Consider the following 19947-nt stretch of genomic DNA (forward strand, 5'->3'; position numbering starts at 1 on the left):
TGGTTGACTCTTAGCCTTTTGAAAACTCGGGATACGCTTCCATACCCAGTTCCGCCATGTCGAGGCCGTTGATCTCGTCTTCTTCGTTGACGCGGATGCCGACGGTGGCTTTCAGGATCATCCACAAGATCATTGCGCCGACAAAGGTGAACACACCGTAAGCAATGATGCCTGTCAGCTGCGTGATCAGGTTGGCTTCACCGTAGAAGATGACGGCGATGGTGCCCCAGATACCGCAGAACAGGTGAACCGGGATGGCACCGACCACGTCGTCGATCTTGAACTTGTCCAGCATCGGAACCGCAAAGACCACGATGATACCGCCAACGGCACCGATCCACAGGGCGCCGAACAGGGTCGGGGCCAGAGGCTCGGCCGTGATCGACACCAAACCGGCCAGTGCGCCGTTCAGCACCATGGTCAGGTCCGGCTTTTTGTACAGAAGCTGGGTCATGATCAGCGCTGCGACAGCACCCGAAGCAGCGGCCATGTTGGTGTTGGCAAAGATGCGCGACACGTCGGATACGTCCCCCACGGTGCCCATCGCCAGTTGCGAACCACCGTTGAAGCCGAACCAGCCCAGCCACAGGATGAACGTTCCCAAGGTTGCCAGCGCCAGGTTCGAGCCCGGGATCGGGTGGACCTTGCCGTCTTTGTTATACTTGCCTATGCGCGGGCCCAAGATGATGGCCCCGGCCAAAGCCGCCCAGCCGCCGACCGAATGCACCACGGTCGAGCCAGCGAAGTCCGAGAATCCGGCTTCGGACAACCAGCCGCCGCCCCACTGCCACGAGCCTGTGATCGGGTACATGATACCGGTTAGCACCACAACGAAGGCCAGGAAGGGCCACAGCTTGATACGTTCGGCCACGGCACCCGAGACGATCGACGCGGTTGCGGCAACGAAGACCAGTTGGAAGAAGAAATCCGAACCGATTGAGGCATAATCCAGAGCCGCTGCATCGGCGCCGACGCCAACGGGATCAAGCACGGTGGTTGAGAAGAACGGACCCAGCCAGCCGGAGATGAACCAGCCATCGCCCGGATACATCAGGTTGAAGCCGATCAGCCAGTACATGATCGCGGCAATCGAAAATAACGCCACATTCTTGATCATCTGCATGGCCACGTTCTTGGAACGCACCAACCCGCCTTCCAGCATGGCAAAGCCAGCAGCCATGAAGAAAACGAGGAAGCCGCCCATCAGGAACAGCAGAGTGGTAAAGATATACTGGGTGTGCAGCGCGGCCTCGCCTTCGACGGCAGCCTCTTGCGCCAGACCCATCTGCGGCAGCGCGATGGTCGCGACGGCAGGGATGAGAGATTTCATCAGGTTCATGTTCAGTCCTCGAATTTTTGGAATGGAGGGCACTTAAAGCGCCTCTTCGTTCATTTCCCCGGTCCGCACGCGCAGGGCCTGCTCAACATCGAGGACGAAAATCTTGCCGTCGCCGATCTTGCCGGTTCGGGCGGTTTTGGTGATGGTTTCGACGATCTGGTCGGCCATCGTGGCAGGCACCACAATCTCCAACTTGATTTTGGGCACGAAATTCACTGCGTATTCAGCGCCGCGATAGATTTCTGTGTGACCAGATTGAGAGCCAAAGCCCTTGATCTCGGTCACCATCATGCCTTGCAGGCCTGCGTCGGTCAGTGCCTCGCGCACCTCTTCAAGCTTGAACGGCTTGATTGTCGCAATAATCAGTTTCACGTTGGTCCCCTCTGCGGTCCGGTCTGTTTGCACCTGCAGAAAAAAGAGCGTGCCTGACCGCAGTAAGGAACGGGTAATGAGGGACGACGCCGGGTGAATGCGTGGCGAAGTGCACAATTTTTGCACAAAAAGTGACAATTGAGTAATAAATAGGCACGCTATAGAGGGTGATTGCCGGAATTTCAGACCTCTACTTCACCGGCGTGGCATTGTATTGTGCCTCAAAACGATAACCGGGCAGAGTTTGAGCATGACTGAGTCCAGGCGCCGAAAGGCACCGCTTGTCGCGGATAAAAGGTACCCGTCGAAAGGGCGCAAGCCCGCGGCGACCAAGCGCACCGCGAAACCCGCGGGCAAGAAGGCGGCCGCGCGCAAAACGACGACGCGCAAGACCACGCGTAAGAAAACGCGCCGGAAATCCGGTGGCGGTGGTGGGGGTATTTTCCGCCGTTTCTTCCGGTGGGTCTGGCGGTTGATCTGGGGCATAACCTGGCGTGTCGGCGCGGTGGTTGCGATGCTGTTGGCGCTGGCTGTTGGAGTTGTCTACACCACACTGCCAGATGTGAATGAACTGCTGGACGGTCGGGCGCGGGGGTCGGTCACGCTGTTGGACCGCAACGGCAAGGTCTTTGCCTGGCGCGGGGATCAGTTCGGCGGGGTGATCACGGCGGGCACTGTTTCACCGCACCTCAAAAACGCTGTCGTCGCCACCGAGGATAAGCGGTTTTATCGCCATTTCGGCGTCAGCCCCCGAGGTGTGGCCAGTGCTGTGCGCATCAACCTGAGCGAGGGGCGCGGGCCGCTGTCAGGCCATGGCGGATCAACCATCACGCAGCAGACCGCCAAGCTGCTCTGCTTGGGCGTGCCGTATGTGCCCAGCGAGTGGGAGTCCGAGGCTGCGTATGAATCCGATTGCCGTCAGGGGTCGCTGTGGCGCAAGGCCAAGGAAGCGGTCTATGCGATTGCGATGGAGGTCAAATATTCCAAGGATGAGATTCTGACCATCTATCTCAACCGCGCGTTCCTTGGTGCCGGTGCCCGCGGGTTCGAGGCCGCAAGCCAGCGCTATTTCGGTATCTCTGCAGCCGAGGTGAACCCGGCGCAGGCGGCGATGCTGGCCGGTCTGCTGGTGGCCCCCACGCGTTATGCGCCCACGAACAACCTGCAACGCTCGCAGGATCGGGGGCGTCTGGTGCTGGGGCTGATGGAGGCGCAGGGCTATCTGACAACCGCGCAGGCCAGCAGTGCCCGCAGCAACCCGGCGCAATTGTCCGAGGCCGCAGCGGCACGGGCAGGTGGGTATTTCGCCGATTGGGTCATCACCGAACTGCCCAGCTATTTTGGCGCCGACACTACGGATGATGTGGTGATCAAGACCACGCTGGACCAGCGCTTGCAGAAATCGGCAGAAGAAGCGCTGAAGTACATCTTTCAGGAGAAGGTCCGCGAAGGGTCCAAGGCGCAGGCCGCAATTGTGGTGATGTCGGCAGACGGCGCCGTACGCGCCATGGTCGGCGGGCGCCAAACGCGGGTCTCGGGTGCGTTCAACCGCGCCACGCAGGCATTGCGCCAGACCGGATCGTCCTTCAAGCCGTTTGTCTATGCCACTGCTTTGGAGCTGGGCTATTCACCACTGGATACGGTTGTGGATGAGCCCTATTGCGTCAACATTCCAGGGTCCGGTCAGTGGTGTCCCAAGAACTATACCCATAAGTTCTATGGTCGGGTCACGTTGGCAGATGCACTGAAGAATTCGCTGAACATCCCGGCGGTGAAAGTGGCCGAAGTTGCCGGTCTGGACAATGTCCGCACGGTCGCCAGTGAGTTCGGCATCGACAGCGATCTGGCGCAGGGGCCGGCCTTGGCGCTGGGCGCGTCGGAAAGCACGCTGATCGAGATGACCGGTGCCTATGCCGGTATCCTCAATGGTGGCTCGGCCGTGGAACCCTATGGCCTGTCAGAGTTGAAGCTGCTGGAGGATGATACGCCGGTGATGGTGACCAGCTCGGGCATTGGTGAGCGGGTGATCAACGACAAGGCCGCCAAACAGCTGACCTGGATGATGCAGCGTGTGGTGTCCGAGGGGACCGGCGCACGGGCGCAACTGCCGGGCTGGCAGGTGGCCGGTAAGACAGGCACGACGCAGGCGGCGCGGGATGCGTGGTTTATCGGATTTACAGCGGATTACGTGGCCGGTGTCTGGATGGGTTATGACGACAACACACCCCTGTCCGGCGTGACCGGGGGTGGGCTGCCCGCAGAGATCTGGAAAGAAACCATGCTGCGCGTGACCGAAGGTATGACACCCACACCGCTGCCGATGCTGGCCCCGGATCCACCTAAACAGGTGGCACAGCCGCAGCGACAACGCCGCAGGCAGGGTGGGTTTGAAAATGCAATCAACAATCTGCTGAACAATATATTCGGCAACTGATGCACCAATAAGAAAGGCGGTGCGCGTGGCACCGCCTTTTATTTGTCTGATGTGAAAGCGGATCAGAGGCTGCTGTCCAGCGCTGCCAGAATCGCGTCACCCATTTCGGTGGTCGAGACTGGTTGAACGCCCTCATCGGCCAGCAAGTCACCGGTGCGGACACCGTCTGCCAGAACCTTCTCGATCGCGGCCTCCAGTCGATCCGCCTCTTCGCCCTGATCAAAGCTATAGCGCAGCGCCATGGCAAAGCTGAGGATACAGGCGATCGGGTTGGCTTTACCCTGACCCGTGATATCAGGGGCCGAGCCGTGAACCGGTTCGTACATCGCCTTAGGGCGGCCATTGGCCATCGGTGCGCCCAAGGACGCCGACGGCAACATGCCCAGCGAGCCGGTCAGCATCGCGGCACAATCCGACAGGATGTCGCCGAACAGGTTGTCGGTCAGGATCACGTCAAATTGTTTGGGTGCGCGCACCAGCTGCATCGCGCCGTTGTCGGCATACATGTGCGACAGCTCGACCTCGGGGTATTCCTTGGCCACACGGTCCACGACCTCGCGCCACAGGATGCCCGATTCCATGACATTGGCCTTCTCCATCGAGCAGACCTTTCTGTTCCGGCGCATCGCCAGTTCAAAGGCCGAGCGCGCGGCGCGTTCGATCTCGGATTCGGTATAGCGCTGGGTGTTGATACCGACGCGCTCATTGCCTTCTTCGAAGATTCCCCGGGGTTCGCCGAAATAGACGCCCGAGGTCAGCTCGCGCACGATCATGATATCAAGACCGGCGACGATGTCTTTTTTCAGCGACGAGAAATCGGCCAGCGCGTCAAAGCACTGCGCAGGGCGCAGGTTGGAATACAGGTCCATTTCCTTGCGCAGACGCAGCAACCCGCGTTCGGGCTTGAGGCTGAAATCCAGATCGTCGTATTTCGGACCACCAACAGCGCCCAGCAGAACGGCGTCAACTTCCTGCGCCTTGGCCATGGTCTCGTCCGACAGTGGCTTGCCGTGCGCGTCATAGGCCGCACCGCCCACCAGATCCTCGCTCACGTCAAAGTGAAGGCCGCGCTTTTCGCCGAACCAATCGATTACTCTGCGCACTTCGGCCATGACTTCGGGGCCAATTCCGTCTCCGGGCAGGATGAGGAGCGAGGGGTTGGACATGAAGGATCTCCTTGCGTTTCGTCGCAAAGGCCCTAGCGTCTGCGCCGCATCGGGTCAATGAGACGATCCGGCCAATTCACGAGGAAAACACATGTTGATACCGGGAAACCCCGTTCCTGAGCTGAAAATTGAAACGGTGAGCCATGGACGTTTCGATCTGGATACCGATAAGGGCGAAAATGGCACGTTGGTGATTCAGTATCGCGGCCTGCACTGCCCGATCTGTATCAAGCAGATGGCCGAGGTCGAAGCGGCGCTGGATGAGTTTGCCGAGCTTGGTATCGAAGTGATCATGATCACCACAGACACGGCCGAGCGCGCCGCGGAAACGGCCGAGAAGGCCGGTGTTTCGCGGCTGCGTGTGGGGCACAGCCTGCCAATGGCTGCGGCGCGGGATGATTGGGGGCTGAACATCTCAACCGCGCGCGAAGGCAGCGCCGAACCTGACCTGTTCGCCGAACCAGGTCATTTCTTCATCGCCCCGAATCGAATGCTTTATTATGCGTGGCAACAGACCACGCCCTTTGCCCGACCTGCCATGTCCGACATTGTTGGCGGTCTGAAATTCACTCTGGGCAACAACTACCCGCCGCGCGGCACCTATACCGGCGCGCTTTAAAGGCTGGCCTTCAACCCGTCCGCCAGCAAATCCCAGACCCTGCGAATGCGCGGGGTCTGACGCATGGCCTGCGGTGCGGCCAGCCAGACTGGCAATGTCTGAACATCAACATCCAGCGGTATTATTTCGACATCCGGATCAGCCTTTGCCACTTCGATCTGGGTAAAGCCGATTCCGCATCCCGCACGGACCAGTTGCCAATAGGCGCTTTGCAGGTCACAGCGAGTGGCGAAGCTGTCCCTGCTGGCGGGCCACCCTCGCGCGCGCATCTTAGTGATGATCTGTTCATTGGCGTCAAAGCCTACCAGATCGTGGTCGAACAGTTCTTCGGGGCGTGTTGGCCGCCCGGCGCGATCCAGATAAGTGCGGGCCGCGCAAAAACACAGATGCACATCCCCAAGATAGCGCGAGATCAGGTCCATCTGTTCCGGGCGATACATGCGCACGGCAATGTCGGCCTCGCGATACAGCAGGTTTTCGATGGTATCCGTTGCCACCAGTTCCAGTTGAATGGCCGGCTCCTGGGCCCTGATCTGTGCCAGAATTGGTGGCAGCAGATGATGCGATGCAAAGACCGAGGCGGTGATGCGCACCGTCCCCTCCAGTTGCTGTGCCTGACCTGCCGCCGTCAGGCTGAATGACGTCATCGCTGAATGCATCTGTTGCGCCATCGGCAGCAGTTGCGCCCCAACATCGCTGAGCTTCAGGCCGCGGGCATGCCGGTCGAACAAGGACACGCCCAGCTCATCCTCAAGCGCGTGGATTTGGCGGCCCAGCGTAGGTTGGCTTCGGTCCAGCTGCCGCGCTGCTGCCGAAAGCGAGCCGGTCTGAGCCACGGCCAGAAAGCTTTGGATCAAAGACCAGTCGGCATGAGTAAGAGATTTGTCCATTCATAAATGAATACACGTTCCGAGTCTGGCGGCAATAACAGAAGTTAAATGAATGGATCAGTGCGAAAGCTGCTTGGGCGCAGCAATGTCGACCCAGACCAACCGGTGTCTGCTGGCCTGTTCGGCGGCGATGCGCAGAGGCGTGCCCGGTTTGGGAAAGAACACCCCCGCTGCGGTAACTTGCAGGTCGGCCGAGGGCAGCACGTAATCCACCCGCATTTCGCCCACCGCCTTCCAGACCACAGTAGTCTGGGACTCCAATGGTTGATCTGTGTGTGGGTCCTGCAAGCGCGGATCGGCCAGCAGCGCCTGTATTGCCTCTTTCCGCCCATCGCCGCGTGTCGGGTCCAGATTGGCATCTCCGGCGATCACGAAGGGGCCTTGGGGCCTATGCCCCAATTCTCCGTCCAGAACTGCGGACCAAAGGCGGATTTCGTCGCGGTTGCGCAACCCGTTGCGGTCCTCGGGGCCGTCAAACACTGGTGGGGCCGCGTGAAATGTCATCAGATCCAGCGAACCAATGGGTGTGTCCACAGGTACGATCCAATGGGCAACAGCGGACAGGCGCTGAATGCGCTGGGCCTGTTCCGATGGGAAGGGGCCGTCTTCCGTCACTGGCAATTGCGCGCCCGGCAGATCGCGCCACAGCAGATCCGTAAACTGCTGCACAGTGTCGGTGCGGATAGGGTGCCGTGACAGCACCGCAAGCCCACCCTGACCGGTGAAACGACCCCAGCCCTGCGCGTCTGCCGGACCATGGGTGCGCCCGTCTCCGTTCAGGTCCAAAGCGGTCTCAAGCCCCGCATTGGGCTGGGCGGCAAAGTGATGGGGATAGTCCAGTCCAGCGGTCCGCAACAGATCGGCCAAAGCAGTCAAAGCCTGCCCGTCCATATCCCAGTCGATGCCTTGCAAGCTGACGATATCTGGTCGGGCGGCGACCAGAACGTCGACCACCGCCTGTACCTGTGGATCGCCGCGCCGGATATCGCGCAGCAACAGACCCGGCCCGTCGCGGTTCAGCTCGGTGTTGAAGGTGGCAATGCGCAGCGTTTCTGCCTGTGCCATAACCGGCAACAGCAACAGAAGAAGAATGCGGATCATGCGGCCTGTGTGGACTCAGCCGTGGAATAGGCGCGGCGCTTTTCAACGATCAGATTGGCGATGCGCAATGTCGCCATGCCGCGCATGATCATTGAGGCGGGCAGGAAGGCCCAGGCGCTCATGGTCCAGATCATGGTCTGAGGATTGCTCAGCGAGATCGGGTTGGCAAAGTCGGTCAGCAACTTGATCAGCGCTGGAATCAGGAATGGCAGCAGCACCCCGATCGAGATATTCAGGCGCCCGTCCCGTTGCAGGCGGGTGACGACGTCCCCGCCCTTGGTCGGGTCAAACAGAGGCAGGTTGGTCCAGACGTTGAACGCACCGTTGCCGGTAGGCCAGCCGCGCATCTTCACCGCATAGGCAAAGCTGGCAATGGTCACTAGCGCGGCAACATAAGCCACACTGGCTGAGATACGCACCAATTCGATCAGCGGCGCGTTGGCATCAGCGGGCAGCACCAGCACAACCAGCCGAACCGGCGAATAAGGGAAATCGACAACATTGGCGATGCCCAGCCCCAACGCATAGAAAAGCCCGGTCAGATCGCTGGGCGCATAGGCGTTTTTGCAGATCAGCGTCAGGAAAGTGATCATCGACATCAACCCGACAAAACGCAGGCGGTTCACAGGTGGTGCGTCGCGGAATTCGATAAAGCTGGGAAAGGCCGAGTTATATTCAGCAAACGTCAGAAAGAATGCGAGAATGGCGAGAAAGACGACAATCTCGGTGCCATTCGTTGACGATACGGGCAAGTACAACGCGGGGGTTAGCACCATCAGTGCAACCATTATTCCCCGAATTGCCGCCCCAGTTGTGCGCGCAATCACTATCCGAACCCTTTCCAAACCGGAGTAGCCGATTCTGTGCCGACTTACGTTCCAACTTGTGCCCGCCGCGTAATTTTTTGACGGATGCCTCTGTCTCGCCAACTTTGACGATAAGCGACATTTCGCTCAAGCCAAGGTGCAGAAAACACGTAATTTCGGGCAAAATGATGGCGCAACTGGTGCGGGATTGCATCATTTTCGACGCAAATCCGACGTGTATCTCAAATTGATACCTATATCTTGTGGTAGCTAGGCTTTTGACCCCAAGAATGCGAATGGGGCCGCCGAGGCAACCCCATTAGGTTGAGTATTCACAGATTCATCCACAGAATCACACCCAGGGGCGGGCCTGGCCTGCGTGATCCTCGAATTTGTCGATGTGATGGTCTTTTTCCATCGTCAGGCCAATATCGTCCAAACCGTTCAGCAGGCAGTGTTTGCGGTGTGGGTCGACGTCAAACTCGATCACGACGCCATCCGATGTTGTGATTTGCTGATCTTCCAGATGCACGGTCATGCGGGCGTTCTGACCCTTATGGGCATCTTCCATCAGCAGCGCGTGATGTTCTTCTTCGACCACGATCGGCAGAATGCCGTTCTTGAAGCAGTTGTTATAGAAGATGTCGGCAAAGCTGGTCGAGATCACCACCTTGATGCCGAAATCCTTGATTGCCCAGGGCGCGTGCTCGCGGGACGAACCGCAGCCAAAATTGTCGCCTGCCACCAGAATCTCGGTTTCACGATAGGCGGGTTGGTTCAGGACGAATTCTTCGTTCTCCTGCCCGTCATCGTGATAGCGCATCTCATCAAACAGCACGACGCCAAGGCCGGACCGTTTAATGGTTTTCAGATGCACTTTCGGAATGATCATATCGGTGTCGATATTGATCAGTGGCATTGGGGCAGCCACCCCGTGGACTTTGTCAAACTTTTCCATGTTCACACTCCTGCGGGAGAAGGCTGCGCCCGTGCCCCGCGTTTAAGCCTGTTTCGCTTCTATTGTTTCGTCTTTGGGTGCGTTCTTGATGAAGAGCGCCATGAAGACCAATCCGAACCCGTTGAACAGCATCTCAATGCCCAGGAAGATCCCCAAAATGCTCAGCAGAGCCTGGGGTTCCTTGCCCACATACGTCCAGATGATAGCGGCGAGGACGATCGACAAGATGCCCGAGATCATCGTGGGCCAGAAAAACTGCGTTCCTTTCATTTGGAACGACAGAATGACCCGCGCGATGCCGCCTGCCATAAACAGAACCAGCATCACCGTCGCCAAGGTCAAGGTCCCCTGCAGCGGGTGATCCAGGAAAGACCAGCCCAGAAACAGCATCACCACACCCATGATGAGAGACAGGATCTTGTTGCCGGTGCCTTCGACGGTGAACCCGCCGACAACCTGCAACGCGCCTGCAATCAGCAGCAACACCCCGGTCACCACCGTCACCGCAACTGAAGCTGCAATCGCATTGCCCAGCGCAAAGACGCCAAATGCTATCGACAGCAGCCCCAGCAGGAACCATTTGATCCAGTCACTCATGTGTTCAATCCCTCAAATATCTAGATATGAGGAGACTTTACATCAATTCACGGACGTCTGTCAGCCGTCCCGTAATTGCCGCAGCGGCAGCCATTGCCGGGCTCAGCAGGTGGGTGCGTCCGCCCCGGCCCTGACGTCCTTCGAAGTTGCGGTTCGAGGTTGCGGCACAGCGTTCCCCCGGTGCCAGCTGATCCGGATTCATCGCCAGGCACATCGAACACCCAGCCAGACGCCATTCAAAGCCTGCTGCTTTGAAGATATCCGCCAGACCCTCTTCTTCGGCCTGCGCGCGCACCAGGCCCGAGCCGGGAACGATCATGGCCCGCAGACCATCTTTGATCTTTTTGCCCTTCAGAATTTCGGCGGCAGCGCGCAGGTCTTCGATCCGGCCATTGGTGCAGGACCCGATAAAGACGGTGTCAATTTCCACATCGCTCAGCTTTTGGCCCGCTTCCAGGCCCATATATTCGATCGAACGACGGGCCGCCTCGACCTTGCCGCCTTCGAAATCCTCGGGGTTCGGCACGGTCGCGGTGATCGGCAGGACGTCTTCGGGGCTGGTGCCCCATGTGACGACTGGCGCAATATCTTCGCCGCGCAGAGTGATAACCTTGTCAAAATGCGCGTCTTCGTCGGTGTAGAGCGTTTTCCACCAGTTCAAAGCCGCTTCCCATTGCGCACCCTTCGGCGCGTGGGGGCGTCCTTTGACATATTCATATGTGGTCTCGTCCGGCGCGATCAGGCCGGCACGCGCGCCACCCTCGATGGCCATGTTGCAGACGGTCATGCGACCTTCCATCGACAGATCACGGATCGCTTCGCCACAATACTCGATGACATAGCCGGTGCCACCGGCGGTGCCGGTGTCACCAATCACGGCCAGAGTGATGTCCTTGGCGGTCACGCCTGGCTGCAATTTGCCGGTGATCTCGACCTTCATGTTCTTGGATTTCTTCTGGATCAGAGTCTGTGTGGCCAGAACATGCTCGACCTCAGACGTGCCGATACCGTGGGCCAGCGCGCCAAACGCGCCATGGGTGGCGGTGTGGCTGTCGCCGCACACAACGGTCATGCCGGGCAGGGTCCAGCCCTGTTCCGGGCCGACGATATGCACGATGCCCTGACGGACGTCATGCACCGGGTAATAGTGAATGCCGAAATCCTTGGCGTTCTTGTCCAACGCTTCGACCTGAATGCGCGATTCCGGGTTTTCGATCCCGTTCACGCGGTCCGGTGTAGTCGGAACGTTATGATCCGGCACGGCGATGGTTTTTTCCGGGGCGCGCACCTTGCGGCCCGCCATGCGCAGGCCTTCGAACGCCTGCGGGCTGGTCACTTCGTGGACCAGGTGGCGGTCGATATACAGCAGGCAGGTGCCATCATCGGCTTCGTGCGCGACATGGGCGTCCCAGATTTTGTCATAGAGTGTTTTGGGGGACATTGGTCCTCTCCCGTATTTAAATGAGAAATAGCTGGCGAGTGGCTGGACGCGCCTTATAGGCGGGCCAGAACCGTGCGGGCGGCCCCAAAGAACCGTTCACGCAGGCGCGTGCGGTCTTGCAACGTCGGTGCAGGGGCCAGATTGAGTCTCATGCGCACCAGATATATCGGGCTTTGCTGTCAATCAAGGTTCAATCCGGTGTCAGACTTGCATCATTGTGCAACGCTGTCCAAGCTGGAACCATGAATCAGGACCTGATCCCCAGCTCGCTGTCGGACCTTTATGAAAACATGGTCGCGGGCTTTTCCGTGCAATTCGAAAACCTTGTCGAACTGATTGTCACCCCCGGTTGGCGACAGCACCAGTTGGTCATCATTGTTGTTCTTTGGGGGTTGGCCCTCCTTTTGAAATTGGCAACGCAAGGCCGGTGGGAGACCTGGGCCCGGTCCCGCTCGGGCTGGCCAAAATGGCGGCTTCGTACATTGGTACAGTTAATGCAGCGCCTGACGCTGGTTTATTTCGTGGTGATGTCCTGGGCGTTGTATCTGTTGATGCAGCAAGTCACCTGGCCGTCGCGCAGTTACATTATCGGTGTGTTTGCGACTTTGGCCTTGGCATGGCTGGCCATTGCCCTGGTGGCGCGGCTGGTGCGCAACCGGACCCTGCGGCGGATATTCAAATGGGCCATGTGGGTCTATGCAACACTGATTGCGCTGAATCTGACCGATGACGTGGCCGATTTTCTGGACGGGGTAGCGATTTCCATTGGCGATCTGCACATCTCGGCGCTGGGGATCATCAAGGCGGTTCTGCTGATCGGTATTTTGCTGACGCTGGCCCGTATTGGCACCCGCGCGGCTGAGCGGGGGCTGATGAACAATGACGATATCACCCCATCCATGCAGGTGTTGTTGGCCAAGGGCATTCAGGTGCTGCTGTATGGCGCTGTCTTTCTGGCAGCCATCCGCACGCTTGGGTTTGACCTGACCGGTATTGCGCTGCTGTCCGGTGCGATTGGTGTGGGGATCGGGTTCGGGCTGCAAAAGGTGGTGTCCAACCTGATATCCGGGATCATCATCCTGATGGACCGGTCGATCAAGCCGGGCGACGTGATCTCGTTGGGCGACACGTTCGGCTGGATCAATGCGCTGGGCGCGCGTTATGTCTCGGTCGTGACGCGGGACGGGCGGGAATACCTGATTCCGAACGAGGATCTGATCACCAATCAGGTGGTGAACTGGTCGCATTCCGACAAATTCGTGCGATTGGACCTGGAGTTCGGCACCAGCTACGACGACGACCCGCATAATGTCCGTGCAACGGCCATCGGTGCGGTCAAATCCGTGACGCGCGTGTTAAGTGGCGGTAAGCACGAGCCGGTCTGCCACATCACCGGGTTTGGTGACAGCAGCGTGGATTACGTCCTGCGGTTCTGGATCAGTGACCCGACCAAGGGCCTGACCAATATACGCGGCAATGTCTATCTGGCCCTGTGGGATGCGTTTAAATCCAAAGGTATTTCCATCCCTTTCCCACAGCGCGAGGTTCGGTTGTTGTCCGACGCAGCCACGCAACAGGTCGCCAAAGAGTGATCCCCTGTGCGCCCCGCATAGCGGCGTTTCATTGAAATGTTGCATTCCCCTTGTTACCTTATTAGTACCCCGGCGCCGGGGTTTTACGGCGCGCAGCAAAGGAGGACTATGTTCTGTCTCTACATACCCAGGCGGGTTTGCCCGCCGATGACCGGGCCAATGTAATGGCTCACTCTCAGTCAATCAGCGACAAGCTGCTTGAACGTATCCTTTCCTCACTTTCCGATGACAAGGCCGAAGATGTCGTGCAGATCAACCTGCAAGGCAAGTCCTCGGTTGCGGATCACATGGTGATTGCCTCGGGTCGGTCGACCCGTCAGGTCTCGGCCATGGCGGAAAAGTTGACGGATCGCATCAAGCAGGAATTCGGTTTCACCTCGAAGGTCGAAGGCAAGGATGCCGGCGACTGGGTGTTGATCGATACGGGCGACGTGATCGTCCATATCTTCCGCCCCGAAGTGCGTGAATTCTATCAGCTGGAAAAGATGTGGCTGCCTCAGGGCGGCAGCGCCTCGGCGAACTGAGGCGCCATCCCGGCCTGCATTAACAGGTCGGCGGCGAGAGAAATATGCGTATAAGCATTTGTGCGGTCGGGCGATTGCGTGCCGGACCGGAGAAGTCCCTGCTTGATGATTACCTGACCCGATTTGACCGGACCGGCCGCGCGCTGGGCCTTGGTCCTGCGCGGGTGATCGAGGTTGAGGACAAGAAAAACGCAGGCATGGGGGCGGAAGCCGCGCTGCTGCGTAAGGCTCTGCCCAAGGGCGCAGTGATCTGCACACTGGACGAGCGGGGGCGGGTGATGTCCTCGCCGGATTTTGCCAAGAAACTGGGCGGATGGCGCGATGCCGGGCGTCAGGATTTGGCGCTGATCATTGGCGGGGCGGACGGAATAGACCCTAATCTGCAGGACGAGGCCGATTTTTCTATTTCCTTCGGGTCAATGGTCTGGCCCCATATGCTGGTCCGTGTGATGCTGGCCGAGCAACTGTACCGGGCCGCAACCATCCTGTCGGGCGGCCCTTACCACCGGGTCTGACATGGCGCAGCTTTTGATCGTCTACCATTCGCGCACCGGCGGCGCCCGGCAAATGGCCGAAGCCGCGGCTGAGGCCGCGCAGGATGAGGCCGAAACCATCCTGAAACCCGCCGATCAGGCCGGACCGGACGATCTCCTTCGCGCCGATGGCTACCTGTTCTGCGCGCCCGAGAATCTGGCCGCGATTTCGGGTTTGATGAAAGAGTTTTTCGACCGCAGCTATTATCCCGTACTGGGCAAGATCGAAGGCCGTCCCTATGCCCAGATGGTGTGCGCCGGGTCCGATGGCGAGAACGCCGCGCGCCAAATCGCCCGGATCGCAACCGGCTGGCGGTTGAAAGAGGTGCAACCGCCACTGATCATCTGCACCCATGCGCAAACGCCCGAGGCGATTTTGGCGGAAAAGACTGTTCCAGACGACCAACTGGACCAATGCCGCGAGATTGGTGCTGCATTGGCTGCGGGTCTGACTCTGGGCGTGTTCTAAGCCTCAGTTCAGATCAACGACCGCAGTGTCTTCGTTCCAACCATCAACATTGCAGCGTGCCTGAATCTGAACCTGTGTGGCACCTTCGGGAATGGCCACACCGCTTAGCGACCGGGTAAAGGGCTGCTCATTCTCATGTGGATGGTGCAACACGCGCATGCCCAGCTCGTTGCCGTCCATATCCAGCACGCGCCAGCCATCGGCGTAATGATCCCAGCCGGTATCGGGATGGCGGATCGTCACGTCGAATCGCCAGGTATCACCGCTCTGACGGGCCGAGACATTCTCGATCACCGACGGATCGGCAAGGGCAGGGCTGGCCAGAAAGGCACTGAGAATCAGGTATCGCATGCGCTGACCATAGGGTGTGCGACGCACCCGCGTCATCACGAACCTGTGTTGGGTGGCAGGTCCATCAGGATCGATCGTGAATGCGAGGCAAATTCCCGCCGGTACAACACGCCAAAGGTGACGGTGGTGCCGATGATCAGGGCAACCGGCCCCAATATCCATGTCACCGAGGCCAGCGCAAAATAGGTCGCCCGAAGGGCACGGTTGAAGCTGCGTGCGGCGGTGACGCAAATCTCGGCGGCTTGCGCAGCGCGGGGATAGGCCTGCGGATCTTCGGGGTCATTGGGCACGGCGGCCATCAGCACCCCGCAATAGCCGAACAGGCGGTGCGCCCAGACATATTTCAGAAACGCGTTGGACAGAAATGCCAGTACAATCAGAATCTTGATCTCCCAGACCAAGGCCGGGGCGCTGCCTATGGCCAGATCCTGCGCCACCCCGGCCAGACGTTCGGTATTGCCCAGCAAGGCCAGCCCGCCGCCAATGGCAATCATCGTGGTCGAGGCGAAAAACGTGCTGCCCTGCCGCATGGTGCCAACCATCTGCGCATCAAACATGCGCGGTTGGCGCGTTACCATCTCGTGCATCCAGTTGCGGCGAAAATCATCCATCATCATCGTGACGGAGTTTTTGCGCGGTGAAGGGTTGTCGATCCGCCAGCCGATCCATTGCCACGCACAAAACAGCATCACAATGGCCGCATAGTCGAGCGGTGAAAACACCAAGGCACGTTCAATCCAGGTCATGATCGCGACACTACGCGCGGCCAAGAGAACTTGCCAGTGGTTGAAATTGGTAATATTAATTTACCAAACCGGAGGGCTCGCCATGGATATACCAACGCCAAACCCAGAAATTCTACGCCGCAGGGACGCCGTTTTGCAGCAATTGCTGGAGGTTTTGCCCCAAGATGCTGTGATCCATGATGCTGCTGAAACCCTCGCGTATGAATGCGATGCGCTGACGGCGTATAAATGTCCTCCGATGCTGGCGGTGCTGCCGGCGACCACGCAACAGGTCTCGGACGTGCTGCGCATCTGCCATGCCGAAGGCGTGCCGGTTGTGCCGCGCGGTTCGGGCACGTCTCTGGCGGGCGGGGCATTGCCGACGGCGGATTGCGTCATTCTGGGCATCGCCCGCATGAACGAGGTGTTGGAGACCGATTATGACAATCGCTTTATCCGCGTTCAGAGCGGCCGCACCAATCTGAGCGTGACCGGGGCCGTTGAGGAAGAGGATTTCTTTTACGCCCCCGATCCTTCGTCACAACTGGCCTGCGCCATCGCGGGCAATGTCGCGATGAATTCCGGCGGGGCGCATTGCCTGAAATACGGTGTGACGACCAACAACTTGTTGGGCGTGACCATGGTATTGATGGACGGCAGTGTGGTTGAGATCGGCGGCGCGCATCTGGATGCAGGTGGATTGGACCTGCTGGGGGTGATTTGCGGCTCGGAAGGGCAATTGGGTGTCGTGACCGAAGCAACGCTTCGCATACTGCGCAAACCCGAGGGCGCTCGGCCGGTTCTGATTGGTTTCGACGACAACGAAGTCGCCGGGCACTGTGTCTCGGATATTATCAAATCGGGCATTCTGCCCGTCGCGATCGAGTTTATGGACACGCTGTGCATCAGGGCTTGTGAGAATTTTGCCAAAGCAGGCTATCCCGATTGCACGGCGCTGCTGATCATCGAGGTCGAAGGGTCCGAGGCTGAGATCGACTATCAGCTGTCGAAGATCGTCGAGATTGCCAAACGCCATAACCCGGTGGAAATTCGCGAAAGCCAATCGCCCGAGGAAAGCGCCAAGATTTGGTTGGGCCGGAAATCGGCCTTTGGGGCCATGGGGCAGATGAACGACTATATGTGTCTGGACGGTACGATCCCGGTCTCGTCCCTGCCCGAAGTGTTGCGCCGGATCGGCGAGATGAGCCAAGACTACGGCCTGCCCGTCGGTAATGTGTTTCATGCGGGTGATGGTAACATGCACCCTCTGATCCTGTTCGACGCCAACAAACCCGGTGATCTTGAGAAATGCGAGGCGTTTGGCGCCGACATTCTGCGGCTATGCGTCGATGTAGGCGGCTGCCTGACGGGTGAACACGGGGTAGGCGTGGAAAAGAGGGATTTGATGACACATCAATACGCGCCGCAAGACCTGGAAGCACAGATGTCGATCAAGGATGTGTTTGATCCGAAATGGTTGCTGAACCCCGCCAAAGTGTTCCCTCTGGACGCGTCAGCATCCCGGCGCGATGTGCGTCTGGCTGCGGAATAATAGGCTCTAACACAAAAGATATGCGATGAAACCCAAGACGGAAACCGAACTGGCCGAGATGGTGGCCGGACTGAGCCATCCGGTGCGTATTGCCGGTGGTGGCACCCGTGGTATTGGCGGGCCAAACGCAACCATTCACACCGTGGGCTTAAGCGGCATAAACCTGTATGAACCCGGCGCTCTGACCCTTGTGGCGCAGGCCGGTACACCCTTGGCCGAAATTGAGGCCGCTCTGGAAGCAGAAGGCCAGCAATTGCCGTTTGAGCCTATGGATCATCGTGGTCTGCTGGGCACGGGCGGAGAGCCCACCATCGGCGGTGTCGTGGCGGCCAATATCTCGGGCCCACGGCGTATTCAAGCCGGTGCCTGCCGGGATTTCCTGCTGGGTGTGCGGTATGTCGATGGCAATGGGCAGGTGATCAAGAACGGTGGCCGGGTGATGAAAAACGTCACCGGATACGATGTGGTCAAACTGATGGCAGGGTCCTGGGGCACGTTGGGGATATTAACCGAAGTGTCGCTGAAAGTGCTGCCAAAGCCCGAATCCACCGCGACCTTGGCTGTACAGGTCGCGGATGCTGAAGACGCAGTGCAAGCCATGTCCGCAGCGCTGAAATCTCCATTTGAGGTCAACGGGGCCGCGTATGACCCTCAAGATGGGCGCACCTATTTGCGGATCGAGGGGTTTTCCGATTCGGTGTCCTATCGCTTTGGCCAGCTGAGATCAGTATTGACCAGATTTGGTGAGGTCACAGAAATCCCGGATTCTGCGGACCTGTGGCAAGGTCTGCGTGATGTTAAGCCGTTTCAGGGTCTAGACGGCGACGTCTGGCGGATTTCGGTCAAGCCAAGCGACGCGCCCGAAGTTTCGAGGAGTCTGGCGGCGGACCAGCTTTTGTTCGATTGGGGCGGGGGTTTGATCTGGGCGCGGGTCTCACAAGGAACCGATCTGCGCGCACGTTTGGGTGCATTTGACGGCCACGCAACACTGGTACGGGCTGGAGCAGATACAATAGAAACTTTGGGTCAATTTCAGCCTGAACCTGTCGAAGTTAAGGCTCTAACACAGGGATTAAGACAGCGTTTTGATCCACGCGGCCTCTTCAATCCGGGCCTGATGGGATAAATTGATGCAGACGACATTTACCGAAGAACAGCTAAAGGACCCGGCGACCCAGCGCGCGAATGAAATTCTGCGCAGCTGTGTTCATTGCGGGTTCTGTACTGCCACCTGCCCCACCTATCAGGTACTGGGCGACGAACTCGACAGCCCGCGCGGACGTATCTATCTGATCAAGGACATGCTTGAGAATGAGCGTGTGCCGGATGAAAAAACGGTACGACACATCGATCGTTGTCTGTCCTGCCTGGCCTGTATGACAACTTGTCCGTCCGGCGTGCATTACATGCATCTGGTTGATCACGCGCGGGACTATATCGAACAGAATTACAATCGCCCCTTCAGTGATCGTGCGCTGCGCTGGATACTGGCGCAAATTCTGCCCTACCCGACACGATTCCGCTGGGCGCTACTAGGGGCGAAACTGGGTCGCCCGCTTCGTTTCCTCATGCCGGATGCGCGGCTGCGGGCGATGTTAGATATGGCGCCCAAGCATATCCCTCCGGTCAGCCGAAATGACGACCCGCAAAGCTTTGTGTCCAAGGGACCGCGCAAGAAACGCGTGGCTTTGATGACGGGCTGTGCGCAAAAGGCGCTGAACACCGATATCAACGACGCAACCATTCGCCTGCTGACCCGGTTGGGGTGTGAGGTTGTGGTTGCCAAAGGAGCCGGGTGCTGTGGCGCGCTGACCCATCACATGGGCAAGACCGGCGACAGTCACAAAGCGGCCCAAGCCAATATAAAGGCCTGGACGGCCGAGATGGATGGCGGTGGGTTGGACGCCATTGTTATCAACACCTCGGGTTGCGGCACGACGGTCAAGGATTACGGGCACATGTTCCGAAACGATCCGCTGGCGGAAGGCGCCGCGCGGGTGGCGGATATCGCGATGGATGTCAGCGAATTGCTGATGCTTCTGGACCTTCCCGAAGGTACGAACCAGAACTTGACTGTTGCCTATCACGCGGCATGTTCTCTGCAGCATGGGCAACAGATCAAAACTCATCCCAAGACTTTGTTGAAAAAGGCTGGATTCACCGTATTAGAGCCTGCTGACAGCCATTTGTGCTGTGGCAGCGCTGGTACGTATAACCTGATGCAGCCGGAAATCTCGGGCCAGTTGAAGCAGCGCAAAGTGAAAACGCTTGAGGCGAAGAGACCGGACATGATCGCGGCTGGCAATATTGGTTGCATGATGCAAATCGGCTCGGGCACAGATATTCCGGTTTTGCACACGGTTGAATTGTTGGACTGGGCCACCGGTGGCCCCAAACCACGGGCCTTGCAACCGGGTGATGGGGCAAAGATTCCGATCCTCAGATAAGCCCGGTTGATGCAGCGGCGCATCAGTTTTC

The 19947-nt window shown here is 58.7% G+C and carries 21 protein-coding genes; 9 read left to right on the forward strand and 12 right to left on the reverse strand.

Translation table 11 applies throughout. From position 1 onward, the window contains the following. Positions 1–10: 10 nt before the first annotated feature. Together ACR0LY_RS14350 and ACR0LY_RS14355 are read right to left on the reverse strand one after the other, a co-directional pair. Complete coding sequence (locus ACR0LY_RS14350) at positions 11–1339, reverse strand: ammonium transporter (RefSeq protein WP_170351848.1); 1329 nt, start codon at positions 1337–1339, stop codon at positions 11–13. 33 nt (positions 1340–1372) lie between these two features. Continuing rightward, positions 1373–1711, reverse strand: a complete 339-nt coding sequence (locus tag ACR0LY_RS14355; RefSeq protein ID WP_170351849.1) for a P-II family nitrogen regulator — start codon at positions 1709–1711, stop codon at positions 1373–1375. A 250-nt stretch (positions 1712–1961) separates the two neighbouring features. On the opposite strand from ACR0LY_RS14355, the gene ACR0LY_RS14360 reads away from it, so the two are divergent. Further along, positions 1962–4145, forward strand: coding sequence for a transglycosylase domain-containing protein (locus tag ACR0LY_RS14360; RefSeq protein WP_170351850.1), 2184 nt, complete (start codon positions 1962–1964; stop codon positions 4143–4145). Between the two features lie 62 nt (positions 4146–4207). Here the strand turns inward: ACR0LY_RS14360 and leuB are convergent, their stop codons facing one another. Further along, positions 4208–5311 (reverse strand): 3-isopropylmalate dehydrogenase, encoded by a 1104-nt coding sequence (gene leuB / locus ACR0LY_RS14365; RefSeq protein ID WP_170351851.1) that lies wholly within the window; start codon positions 5309–5311, stop codon positions 4208–4210. Positions 5312–5402: 91 nt separating this feature from the next. Here leuB and ACR0LY_RS14370 point away from each other — a divergent pair, with 91 nt between their 5' ends. Further along, complete coding sequence (locus ACR0LY_RS14370; protein WP_170351852.1) at positions 5403–5930, forward strand: redoxin domain-containing protein; 528 nt, start codon at positions 5403–5405, stop codon at positions 5928–5930. On the opposite strand, the gene ACR0LY_RS14375 is transcribed toward ACR0LY_RS14370, so the two are convergent. The 7 genes from ACR0LY_RS14375 to ACR0LY_RS14405 all read right to left on the reverse strand — a co-directional run bounded on the left by ACR0LY_RS14375 (position 5927) and on the right by ACR0LY_RS14405 (position 11875). Beyond that, a complete protein-coding gene (locus ACR0LY_RS14375; protein ID WP_170351853.1) occupies positions 5927–6820 on the reverse strand; it encodes a LysR family transcriptional regulator in 894 nt (297 codons plus the stop codon). The two genes, ACR0LY_RS14370 and ACR0LY_RS14375, sit on opposite strands and share 4 nt — an antisense overlap. Before the next feature lie 57 nt (positions 6821–6877). Then, positions 6878–7921, reverse strand: coding sequence for an endonuclease/exonuclease/phosphatase family protein (locus ACR0LY_RS14380; RefSeq protein WP_170351854.1), 1044 nt, complete (start codon positions 7919–7921; stop codon positions 6878–6880). Beyond that, on the reverse strand, positions 7918–8748 hold the full coding sequence (locus tag ACR0LY_RS14385) for a hypothetical protein (protein ID WP_170351855.1): 831 nt from the start codon (positions 8746–8748) through the stop codon (positions 7918–7920). The genes ACR0LY_RS14380 and ACR0LY_RS14385 overlap by 4 nt, the downstream gene beginning before the upstream one ends. Before the next feature lie 331 nt (positions 8749–9079). Next, complete coding sequence (leuD, locus tag ACR0LY_RS14390) at positions 9080–9685, reverse strand: 3-isopropylmalate dehydratase small subunit (RefSeq protein ID WP_170351856.1); 606 nt, start codon at positions 9683–9685, stop codon at positions 9080–9082. A gap of 42 nt (positions 9686–9727) precedes the next feature. Beyond that, on the reverse strand, positions 9728–10282 hold the full coding sequence (locus ACR0LY_RS14395; protein WP_170351857.1) for an HdeD family acid-resistance protein: 555 nt from the start codon (positions 10280–10282) through the stop codon (positions 9728–9730). Between the two features lie 37 nt (positions 10283–10319). Beyond that, positions 10320–11723 carry a 3-isopropylmalate dehydratase large subunit gene (gene leuC, locus ACR0LY_RS14400; protein WP_170351858.1) on the reverse strand — a complete coding sequence of 468 codons (1404 nt, stop codon included), beginning with the start codon at positions 11721–11723 and terminating at the stop codon, positions 10320–10322. Positions 11724–11776: 53 nt separating this feature from the next. Next, positions 11777–11875, reverse strand: coding sequence for an isopropylmalate isomerase (locus ACR0LY_RS14405; RefSeq protein ID WP_170351859.1), 99 nt, complete (start codon positions 11873–11875; stop codon positions 11777–11779). A gap of 90 nt (positions 11876–11965) precedes the next feature. Here ACR0LY_RS14405 and ACR0LY_RS14410 point away from each other — a divergent pair, with 90 nt between their 5' ends. From ACR0LY_RS14410 to ACR0LY_RS14425, 4 genes are all read left to right on the forward strand, one after another. Then, complete coding sequence (locus ACR0LY_RS14410; protein WP_170351860.1) at positions 11966–13315, forward strand: mechanosensitive ion channel family protein; 1350 nt, start codon at positions 11966–11968, stop codon at positions 13313–13315. Positions 13316–13479: 164 nt separating this feature from the next. Continuing rightward, positions 13480–13839, forward strand: coding sequence for a ribosome silencing factor (gene rsfS / locus ACR0LY_RS14415; protein ID WP_058276550.1), 360 nt, complete (start codon positions 13480–13482; stop codon positions 13837–13839). 44 nt (positions 13840–13883) lie between these two features. Next, positions 13884–14354 carry a 23S rRNA (pseudouridine(1915)-N(3))-methyltransferase RlmH gene (gene rlmH / locus ACR0LY_RS14420; protein ID WP_170351861.1) on the forward strand — a complete coding sequence of 157 codons (471 nt, stop codon included), beginning with the start codon at positions 13884–13886 and terminating at the stop codon, positions 14352–14354. A 1-nt stretch (position 14355) separates the two neighbouring features. Continuing rightward, positions 14356–14841, forward strand: a complete 486-nt coding sequence (locus ACR0LY_RS14425) for a flavodoxin family protein (protein WP_170351862.1) — start codon at positions 14356–14358, stop codon at positions 14839–14841. 3 nt (positions 14842–14844) lie between these two features. Here the strand turns inward: ACR0LY_RS14425 and ACR0LY_RS14430 are convergent, their stop codons facing one another. Together ACR0LY_RS14430 and ACR0LY_RS14435 are read right to left on the reverse strand one after the other, a co-directional pair. After that, positions 14845–15192 carry a hypothetical protein gene (locus ACR0LY_RS14430; RefSeq protein WP_170351863.1) on the reverse strand — a complete coding sequence of 116 codons (348 nt, stop codon included), beginning with the start codon at positions 15190–15192 and terminating at the stop codon, positions 14845–14847. Between the two features lie 35 nt (positions 15193–15227). Continuing rightward, positions 15228–15938 carry a DUF599 domain-containing protein gene (locus ACR0LY_RS14435; RefSeq protein ID WP_170351864.1) on the reverse strand — a complete coding sequence of 237 codons (711 nt, stop codon included), beginning with the start codon at positions 15936–15938 and terminating at the stop codon, positions 15228–15230. An 82-nt stretch (positions 15939–16020) separates the two neighbouring features. On the opposite strand from ACR0LY_RS14435, the gene ACR0LY_RS14440 reads away from it, so the two are divergent. Genes ACR0LY_RS14440 through glcF form a run of 3 tightly spaced genes read left to right on the forward strand, consistent with a single transcriptional unit; the run spans position 16021 to position 19916 of the window. Beyond that, positions 16021–17469, forward strand: a complete 1449-nt coding sequence (locus tag ACR0LY_RS14440) for an FAD-linked oxidase C-terminal domain-containing protein (RefSeq protein WP_480567500.1) — start codon at positions 16021–16023, stop codon at positions 17467–17469. A 25-nt stretch (positions 17470–17494) separates the two neighbouring features. Beyond that, the gene (locus ACR0LY_RS14445) at positions 17495–18595 is read left to right on the forward strand and encodes an FAD-binding protein (RefSeq protein ID WP_170351866.1); all 1101 of its coding nucleotides are present in this window, start codon (positions 17495–17497) and stop codon (positions 18593–18595) included. A gap of 4 nt (positions 18596–18599) precedes the next feature. Then, positions 18600–19916: a glycolate oxidase subunit GlcF gene (glcF, locus tag ACR0LY_RS14450; protein WP_170351867.1), complete on the forward strand. Its 1317-nt coding sequence runs from the start codon at positions 18600–18602 to the stop codon at positions 19914–19916. The last annotated feature ends 31 nt before the right edge of the window (positions 19917–19947 follow it).

Source organism: Ruegeria sp. BC5 (genome assembly GCF_056539205.1).

What these genes read in the sequence shown, in the direction of transcription:
- ACR0LY_RS14350 (WP_170351848.1), bottom strand. Translation starts at nt 1,339, where the DNA reads ATGAACCTGATGAAATCTCTCATCCCTGCCGTCGCGACCATCGCGCTG.
- ACR0LY_RS14360 (WP_170351850.1), top strand. Translation starts at nt 1,962, where the DNA reads ATGACTGAGTCCAGGCGCCGAAAGGCACCGCTTGTCGCGGATAAAAGG.
- leuB (WP_170351851.1), bottom strand. Translation starts at nt 5,311, where the DNA reads ATGTCCAACCCCTCGCTCCTCATCCTGCCCGGAGACGGAATTGGCCCC.
- ACR0LY_RS14370 (WP_170351852.1), top strand. Translation starts at nt 5,403, where the DNA reads ATGTTGATACCGGGAAACCCCGTTCCTGAGCTGAAAATTGAAACGGTG.
- ACR0LY_RS14375 (WP_170351853.1), bottom strand. Translation starts at nt 6,820, where the DNA reads ATGGACAAATCTCTTACTCATGCCGACTGGTCTTTGATCCAAAGCTTT.
- ACR0LY_RS14380 (WP_170351854.1), bottom strand. Translation starts at nt 7,921, where the DNA reads ATGATCCGCATTCTTCTTCTGTTGCTGTTGCCGGTTATGGCACAGGCA.
- leuD (WP_170351856.1), bottom strand. Translation starts at nt 9,685, where the DNA reads ATGGAAAAGTTTGACAAAGTCCACGGGGTGGCTGCCCCAATGCCACTG.
- ACR0LY_RS14395 (WP_170351857.1), bottom strand. Translation starts at nt 10,282, where the DNA reads ATGAGTGACTGGATCAAATGGTTCCTGCTGGGGCTGCTGTCGATAGCA.
- leuC (WP_170351858.1), bottom strand. Translation starts at nt 11,723, where the DNA reads ATGTCCCCCAAAACACTCTATGACAAAATCTGGGACGCCCATGTCGCG.
- ACR0LY_RS14405 (WP_170351859.1), bottom strand. Translation starts at nt 11,875, where the DNA reads ATGAGACTCAATCTGGCCCCTGCACCGACGTTGCAAGACCGCACGCGC.
- ACR0LY_RS14410 (WP_170351860.1), top strand. Translation starts at nt 11,966, where the DNA reads ATGAATCAGGACCTGATCCCCAGCTCGCTGTCGGACCTTTATGAAAAC.
- rsfS (WP_058276550.1), top strand. Translation starts at nt 13,480, where the DNA reads ATGGCTCACTCTCAGTCAATCAGCGACAAGCTGCTTGAACGTATCCTT.
- rlmH (WP_170351861.1), top strand. Translation starts at nt 13,884, where the DNA reads ATGCGTATAAGCATTTGTGCGGTCGGGCGATTGCGTGCCGGACCGGAG.
- ACR0LY_RS14425 (WP_170351862.1), top strand. Translation starts at nt 14,356, where the DNA reads ATGGCGCAGCTTTTGATCGTCTACCATTCGCGCACCGGCGGCGCCCGG.
- ACR0LY_RS14430 (WP_170351863.1), bottom strand. Translation starts at nt 15,192, where the DNA reads ATGCGATACCTGATTCTCAGTGCCTTTCTGGCCAGCCCTGCCCTTGCC.
- ACR0LY_RS14435 (WP_170351864.1), bottom strand. Translation starts at nt 15,938, where the DNA reads ATGACCTGGATTGAACGTGCCTTGGTGTTTTCACCGCTCGACTATGCG.
- ACR0LY_RS14440 (WP_480567500.1), top strand. Translation starts at nt 16,021, where the DNA reads ATGGATATACCAACGCCAAACCCAGAAATTCTACGCCGCAGGGACGCC.
- ACR0LY_RS14445 (WP_170351866.1), top strand. Translation starts at nt 17,495, where the DNA reads ATGAAACCCAAGACGGAAACCGAACTGGCCGAGATGGTGGCCGGACTG.
- glcF (WP_170351867.1), top strand. Translation starts at nt 18,600, where the DNA reads ATGCAGACGACATTTACCGAAGAACAGCTAAAGGACCCGGCGACCCAG.